Origin of the sequence: Aeromonas sp. PrichA-15, from assembly GCF_017939245.1 — a bacterium.
Taxonomy (GTDB): domain Bacteria; phylum Pseudomonadota; class Gammaproteobacteria; order Enterobacterales; family Aeromonadaceae; genus Aeromonas; species Aeromonas caviae.
The window spans coordinates 1-7,317 of the sequence record NZ_JAGKRH010000183.1; the positions used below are offsets into that span (position 1 = coordinate 1).

Sequence of the window (7,317 nt, forward strand, 5' to 3'; positions counted from 1 at the left end):
AGTTGGACAAACAGGCAGAGCAGTTCAAGTTACCCGCCCGCCGAGAACGAAGTTACCCAAGGTGCATCAAAGCCAAACCACAGAAGTATGCGACGAGAAAACCTAGTAAAAACAATGCCAGTCAGGCTTAACTGACTGGCATTAGGCCAGTGGGCCTCCCTCTTTCGTTTGCCGCCTCGTCAGCGTTTGCCGCCTCGTCAGCGTTTGCGCCAGACGGTGAGCTGAGCCACCGTGTGCTGGTACTTGCGGGCGGTCTCGCGGATGACGAAGGGGACGTCCCTCGGGGGCATGTGCTCCTCGAACTCCTCCGCCAGCAGCCGTTGCAGCGCCTGATAGGTGCCGAGGGCCTCGCCGTTTTCCCGGATGCCGCCGAGCCAGTTGGCCTTGGGGGTGTAGTCGGTCAGCCAGGTGTAGGGGCTGGTGAGCACCAGCAGGCCGCCGCTGCGAAGGCGCGGAGCAATGTCCCGCAGGAAGCGGGCGGGCTCCCGCAGTCGGTCGATGAGGTTGGAGGCGAGCACCAGATCGTAGTCGCCGTACTTGGGCTTGAGGTTGCAGGCATCCCCCTGGCTGAAGTGGACCCGCTCGCTCTGCTCGCGACCGAGCTCGTGGCGGGAGAGGCGCGCCTCGCAATATTCCACCAGATCCCCTTCCACCGGCACCGCATAGCGGAAGCTGTCCTGTCTTGCCAGGGTCAGGGCCACGTCGATGAAGCGGGCCGAGTAGTCCACCCCGTCCACGTGGGCGAAGCGGCGAGCCAGTTCGAAGCTGGCGCGGCCGGTGGCGCAGCCGATATCCAGCGCCCGCTCATGGCGGCCGCAGAGCTCGCTGGCAAGACCGGCCAGAGCCTCGGCGTAGTTGGCGACCCCGAAGTGGCTCGGGCCGTACTGGAAGTCGAGGTACTGAGCGACGAGCGTGTCGGTTTCATAAGGGTTCACGATGACGGGCTCCTGATAGCGTGAGACCAGGTAGCGGAAGCCCGCGTGCTGGAAGAAGTGGCGACGGAAGGCGTAGCGGGAGGACTTGAGCGCCTCGTTGCCGGTGCTGATCCAGCTCCCGCCCTTGATGAGGGTGTGCTTGCCGTCGAAGGTGGGGGTGGAGAAGTCGTCGTAGAGGGGGTGCACCTTGAACCCCTCGAAGCCGTCGATGGCGGTGCTGGTCCACTGCCAGACGTTGCCCACCAGATCGAAGAAGCTGCCCTGGGGGCAGGCATCCACCGGGCAGGAGGAGGCGAAGCGGGCCAGGTTGATGTTGCCGGGGGCCTCCATCCAGTCCGGCTGATCGCCGGCCAGTTGCTCCCGCAGCAGCATCCACTCCCCCTCGCTTGGCAACTGGACGGGCAGGCCGGTCTGATCCGCCTTCCAGCGGCAGAAGGCGGCGGCCTCCAGCTGGTTCACCTCCACCGGCCAGTCCCAGGGCATGGGGACCTGCTCGGTCATCAGCCGCAGTTGCAACTGCTCGGGTTCATTGGGATCGCCGACCCAGAAGGTGGGCATGCGGGCGTTGGCATACTGGCGCCAGCCCCGGCCCTCGTCGTCCCACCAGGCGGGCGCTTCATATCCGCCCGCCTGCACGAAGGCCAGGTATTCGGCGTTGCTCACCAGCATGCGGCTGGCCTGGAAGGGGGCCAGCTCGATGTGGCGCTCGCCGTATTCGTTGTCCCAGCCGTAGGTGGCATCCTGCTTGCCGAGGCGCACCTGGCCGCCGGCCACCGGCAGCAGGGTGTTGACGGGGACGGCGGCGAGATCGTGGCGCGCCTCGGGGCAGACCGGCCACTGGGGCTGGCTGCGCACCCAGGCCAGGGGCAGCTGGCGGATCAGCACACTGGAGGTCTCGAGGTGAATGCGCTCGTGCTCTATGCCCATCAGGATGACCCAGGCTGGGCTTTGCCAATGGATGGGCAGCTCAATCGGCATTCGCTCGATGAAATCACACACCAGGGCGCGCACCCGGCCGCGGTAGGCGCGCAGTTCGGCCACCGTGGGCCAGTCGTAGTGGGTTTCGTCCAGATCGTCCCAGCTCATCTCGTCCACCCCGATGGCGACCAGGGCCTCGATGCGGGGGTCGATGCGACCCTCGATGAGACGGGCCGCCAGCAGCTTGTTGACGAAGAAGGCGGCGGTATGGCCGTAGTAGAAGATGAGCGGGTGGCGCAGGGGGATCGCCTTGTTGAACCAGGCCCGCTCGTCGGCCAGGCAGTCGAACAGCGAGTCGTAGAGATCGAAGGTCTGGCAGAAGTAGGCGAGCAGCTCGCGGCGCTTGTGGTCGGGATCGTCGCCGGTCAGCAGCGGGGTGCGGGTGGGGGCAGGCAGGCCCGGATGGACGAATGAGTGGCTGGCTTGGGTCACGCTCTGACTCCTTGTTGATTCTGGCGGGTGAAGCAGCGATGGAGTGCTCTATACGCACCAGGTATCACTATTGGCTCAACGAACCGGGGCGGCAACCAAAAAAATGGGTCAACACCCCCCTTCGGGTGTGGTCAGATTGACCAGATTGTGGTCTGAATGACTCTTTGTTATGGACCCTTCGAGCCTCTAAATATTGAAATGGATAGATAAATCATGATGTTAGCTATATGGCACAGGGTTTGCTGATTGCCACTCACCTGCCGCGCCGTGCGGCAAAGAGGAAACGAGGAGTAGCGGGATGAAATGGATGCTGGGAGTGGTGCTGGCCCTGGGACTGACCGGATGCAGCTGGCAGGATGACGTCAAGGTGCGCGGGGAGGGGGCCGTGGTGGAGCAGCAGCATCCCCTGGGGCATGAGGTGACCCGGGTGCTGGCGGGCGTGCCCGCCAACCTGTACCTGGTGGCCGGAGAGAGCCACACCCTCAGGGTCAAGGGGGAGGCCAACCTGCTGCCCTATCTGGTGCTCACCGAGAAGGGGGAGAGGCTGGAGATCGAGGTCAAGGATGGCTACCGGCTCGACCCCACCCAGCCGCTGGAGATCACCATCACCCTGCCGACGCTGCACGAGTTGGCACTGGCGGGGGTTGGCAACGGCGCCTTGCGCGACTTCAAGGGGGATGATCTGGTGCTCTCCCTGGCGGGCACGGGGGACATCGTCGCCAGCGGGCTGACGCTGGATCGGCTGGAGGGCAACATCGCCGGGCTGGGCAACCTGGATCTGGGGCAGGGCTCCGCCCGGGTGATGGCGCTGAACATCGCCGGCGCCGGTGGCGTCAAGGGGGCCGGGATCGCCAGCGAGGAGGTCGAGGTGAGCATCGCCGGCAGTGGCGAGGTCGAGGTGCGTGCCCGGTCGCGGCTCAAGATAGAGATCGCCGGAGCCGGTGCGGTCAACTACTGGGGCAGCCCAGCGCTGACCAGCGAGATCGCGGGCTCGGGTCAGGTGAGCCGGTTGGGGAGCTGATCCCATCACCGCAACAATGAAAAAGGCCCCTCGGGGCCTTTTTTGCAGGATACGACACTGTTGAGCGACGCCTCACTCGAGGGGGAGTGCGAGGCCCAGATCGGCGTTCAGGCGCATCAGCAGCCACTGCATGCCGGCGAGGTGCTGGTGGTCATGGCTGACGAGCAGGCGCACCAGACCGTCCAGGGTCACCTCCCCATAGCCGCCATAGCGGGCGCGGCGCTGCCAGGCGTCGGACGGTACCGTCTTCAGCCATTCGACGGTCTGCAGGCGGGCGGTGCGAAACCGGTCGAGCTGCGTGGCGGTATCCTGCCGGGGGTAATCATGGTCCAGCGCCAGCTGATAGCCATCGAGGGAGGCGAGTTCCGGCCGGCTCTCCGCCAGGGTGCGACGAAACCGCACCTGATAGCCATCGAGGGAGGCGAGTTCCGGCCGGCTCTCCGCCAGGGTGCGACGAAACCGCACCTGATAGCCCAGCACCTCGATGTCCAGCAGGTGGCAGAGGTGCCCCCTGGCACTGAAACGCTCGGAGGGGATCCCGGCCCAGTTGGCGGGTTCCCAGTCCAGACGGTCGGTGGGGACCTGTGCCAGCAGCCGCTCGAACTGATCAGGCATGGCCAGCAATGTGGTGAAGAGAGGCATCCTTGTCTCCTGTTTCCGGGTGAATGGCCGCCCGCTGACGGGGCGGCCACGAGCGGATCAGCCTCAGGCCGGTTCGCCCAGGTGGTTGGCGTGAAAGCGCAGGTGTGCCTCGATGAAGCTCGCCACGAAGTAATAGCTGTGGTCGTAGCCGGCATGGCGGTTGAGCGTCAGGGGCCACGCCCGGGTGGCGGCCACTTCGGCCAGGGTGTCGATGCCGAGCTGTTCGGTCAGGAAGGGGTCGTCCAGCCCCACGTCTACCAGGGTCGGCAGAGGCGGGCTGTCGTGATGGCGCAGCAGCTGGCAGGCATCCCACTCCTGCCACAGCAAGGGGTTGTTGCCGAGGTAGGCGCCGAGGGCCTTCTGGCCCCAGGGGCAGCGGCTCGGGTGGCTGATGGGGCTGAAGGCCGACACCGAACGGTAGCGACCGGGCTCGCGCAGGGCGGCGATGAGGGCCCCGTGGCCCCCCATGGAGTGGCCGCTGATGGCGCGCCTCGTCGAGACCGGGAAGTGGGTCTCGATGAGATCGGGCAGCTCCCGGGTGACGTAGTCGTACATCTGGTAGTGGTCGCGCCAGGGATGCTGGGTGGCGTTGACGTAGAAACCCGCCCCCATGCCGAGGTCATAGCCGGGATCGTCCGCCACCCCTTCACCGCGGGGGCTGGTGTCCGGCGCCACCAGAGCGATGCCGAGCTCGGCGGCGATGCGCTGGGCCCCGGCTTTTTGCATGAAGTTCTCGTCGGTGCAGGTGAGACCGGAGAGCCAGTAGAGCACCGGCACTTTCTGGCCGGTGAGGGCCTGGGGCGGCAGGTAGATGGCGAAGCGCATCTCGCACCCCAGCACATTGGAGCGGTGGCGATACTGCTTGTGCCAGCCGCCGAAGCTCTTGTTGCTGCTGATGATGTCCAGATTCATGTAAGGACTCCTTGCCCCGCCCATGTATCGATGGGCGGGGCGCTTATGGGATCAGTAGTGGATGACGGTGCGGATGCTCTTGCCTTCGTGCATCAGATCGAACGCCTCGTTGATCTGCTCGAGCGGCATGGTGTGGGTGATGAAGTCGTCCAGCTTGAACTCACCCTGCATGTAGCGCTGCACGTAGCTCGGCAGCTCGCTGCGACCGCGCACGCCGCCGAAGGCGCTGCCGCGCCACACCCGGCCGGTGACCAGCTGGAACGGACGGGTGCTGATCTCCTGGCCCGCACCGGCCACACCGATGATGACGGATTCGCCCCAGCCCTTGTGGCAGCACTCCAGCGCCGCGCGCATCACCTTGACGTTGCCGATGCACTCGAAGGAGAAGTCGACGCCGCCATCGGTCATCTCGACGATCACCTCCTGGATGGGCTTGTCGAACGTGTTCGGGTTGATGCAGTCGGTGGCGCCCAGCTTGCGGGCCAGCTCGAACTTGCTCTCGTTGATGTCGATGGCGATGATGCGGCCGGCCTTGGCCAGGCGCGCGCCTATGATGGCGGAGAGGCCGATCCCCCCCAGCCCGAAGATGGCGACGCTCTCACCCTCCTTGACCTTGGCGGTGTTCATCACGGCGCCGATGCCGGTGGTGACGCCGCAGCCCAGCAGGCAGACCTCTTCCAGGGGGGCGGCCGGGTCCACCTTGGCGATGGAGATCTCCGGCAGCACAGTGTATTCGCTGAAGGTGGAGGTGCCCATGTAGTGATAGATGGGCTGGCCGTCCTTGGAGAAGCGGGTGGTGCCGTCCGGCATCAGCCCCTTGCCCTGGGTGGCACGGATCTTCTGGCACAGGTTGGTCTTGCCGGACTTGCAGAACTTGCACTCGCCGCACTCGGGGGTGTAGAGCGGGATCACGTGATCGCCCACCTTGACGCTGGTGACGCCCTCGCCGACGGATTCGACGATGCCGCCACCCTCGTGGCCCAGGATGCAGGGGAAGACCCCTTCCGGATCTTCGCCGGACAGGGTGAAGGCATCGGTGTGGCAGACGCCGGTCGCGACGATCCGCACCCGCACTTCACCGGCCTGGGGCGGCATGACCTCGACCTCTTCGATGGAGAGGGGCTGGCCCGGTCCCCAGGCGATGGCGGCCTTACACTTGATGCTTTGAACCTGTGCCATGAATGACGTCCTCGTAGTGGTTGGATGAACGGAAATGAGTTCGGAGATCCAGTGTAGTTTCCCGCCGATTTGGTGATAATAAGGTGAAATCTGAAATCACTTTTACGCATGGGTAATAATGTTCGGCTGGGAAGGGGTCTGTGAATTTGTCAGCGTGGCGGAGCAGGGGGGCTTTACCCCGGCCGCGCGCAAGCTGGGGGTCTCGGTGGCCCAGGTGAGCCGCCAGGTGGCGCAGCTGGAGGACAGGCTGCAGGCCAAGTTGCTGCTGCGCACCACCCGCCAGGTGCGGCTCACCGAGCTCGGGGAGATCTATTTTCGCCACTGCCGCCAGCTGCTCGACAACCTCTACGAGGCGGAGCTGGCGGTGGGGCGCCATCAGGCGGTGCCGCAAGGATCCTTGCGCATCACGGCCCCCGTCTCCTACGGCGAGAGCCGCATCGCCCCCCTGGTGAACGACTTCATGGTGCGCTTCCCCCAGCTGGAGGTGACCCTCAACCTCACCAATCAGCTGCTGGACCTGGTGCACGAGGGGTTCGATCTGGCGATCCGCCTCGGTCACCTCAAGGACTCCAGCCTAGTGGCGCGCAAGCTGGCGCAGCGGGTGCCCTATGTGTGCGCCTCCCCGGCCTACACCGCCCGCCATGGCATGCCCAACAGCCTCTCCGAACTTGCCCGTCACACTTGTCTGGTGGGCAACAGCGACGAGTGGCACTTCACCCTGAACGACAAGCCCCACAGCGTGCGGGTCCACGGCCTGCTGCAGTGCAACAGCGGTCACGCCCTGCTGGATGCGGCCCTCAAGGGGATCGGCATCATCCAGCTGCCGGACTACTACGTCAGCGACCACCTGGCCCGGGGGGAGCTTATCGAGCTGCTGCCGGAGCTGCGGGCGCCGGCGGAGGGGATCTGGGCTCTCTATCCCCACAACCGCCACCTCTCCCCCAAGGTGCGGCTGCTGGTGGACTATCTGGCCGAGCGCCTCAGTGATCCCCACCAACCCGCCCTGGTACGGCCCATCGGCTGATAGGGGCGATACAGGTATAAGAAAGAGGCTTGAATGGGTTGGTAGAATACTAAATAGCTGTTCCGAATAGTAGATCACCGGAGGAAGGGAACTCAGTCCAGTTTGTGCGATCTGATTAGTCGCTAAACAAAACAAGCCACACCCAAAGGACTGAGTTGATGCCTATCCTACCACCTCTGCCACGACCACAACGG

The 7,317-nt window shown here is 65.1% G+C and carries 6 protein-coding genes; 2 read left to right on the plus strand and 4 right to left on the minus strand.

The features are described from left to right. Positions 1 to 197: 197 nt before the first annotated feature. A complete protein-coding gene (ovoA, locus tag J9889_RS18445; RefSeq protein ID WP_210557639.1) occupies positions 198 to 2,345 on the minus strand; it encodes a 5-histidylcysteine sulfoxide synthase in 2,148 nt (715 codons plus the stop codon). Between the two features lie 298 nt (positions 2,346 to 2,643). On the opposite strand from ovoA, the gene J9889_RS18450 reads away from it, so the two are divergent. Next, positions 2,644 to 3,366: a DUF2807 domain-containing protein gene (locus J9889_RS18450; RefSeq protein ID WP_210557641.1), complete on the plus strand. Its 723-nt coding sequence runs from the start codon at positions 2,644 to 2,646 to the stop codon at positions 3,364 to 3,366. Between the two features lie 72 nt (positions 3,367 to 3,438). Here J9889_RS18450 and J9889_RS18455 read toward each other — a convergent pair whose 3' ends face one another. From J9889_RS18455 to J9889_RS18465, 3 genes are all read right to left on the minus strand, one after another. Beyond that, positions 3,439 to 4,008: a DinB family protein gene (locus J9889_RS18455; RefSeq protein ID WP_210557643.1), complete on the minus strand. Its 570-nt coding sequence runs from the start codon at positions 4,006 to 4,008 to the stop codon at positions 3,439 to 3,441. A gap of 63 nt (positions 4,009 to 4,071) precedes the next feature. Then, a complete protein-coding gene (gene fghA, locus J9889_RS18460) occupies positions 4,072 to 4,920 on the minus strand; it encodes an S-formylglutathione hydrolase (RefSeq protein WP_210557645.1) in 849 nt (282 codons plus the stop codon). Between the two features lie 51 nt (positions 4,921 to 4,971). Continuing rightward, positions 4,972 to 6,099 carry an S-(hydroxymethyl)glutathione dehydrogenase/class III alcohol dehydrogenase gene (locus tag J9889_RS18465; protein ID WP_010672469.1) on the minus strand — a complete coding sequence of 376 codons (1,128 nt, stop codon included), beginning with the start codon at positions 6,097 to 6,099 and terminating at the stop codon, positions 4,972 to 4,974. 118 nt (positions 6,100 to 6,217) lie between these two features. On the opposite strand from J9889_RS18465, the gene J9889_RS18470 reads away from it, so the two are divergent. Continuing rightward, a complete protein-coding gene (locus tag J9889_RS18470) occupies positions 6,218 to 7,123 on the plus strand; it encodes a LysR substrate-binding domain-containing protein (RefSeq protein WP_210557647.1) in 906 nt (301 codons plus the stop codon). Positions 7,124 to 7,317: the final 194 nt, after the last annotated feature.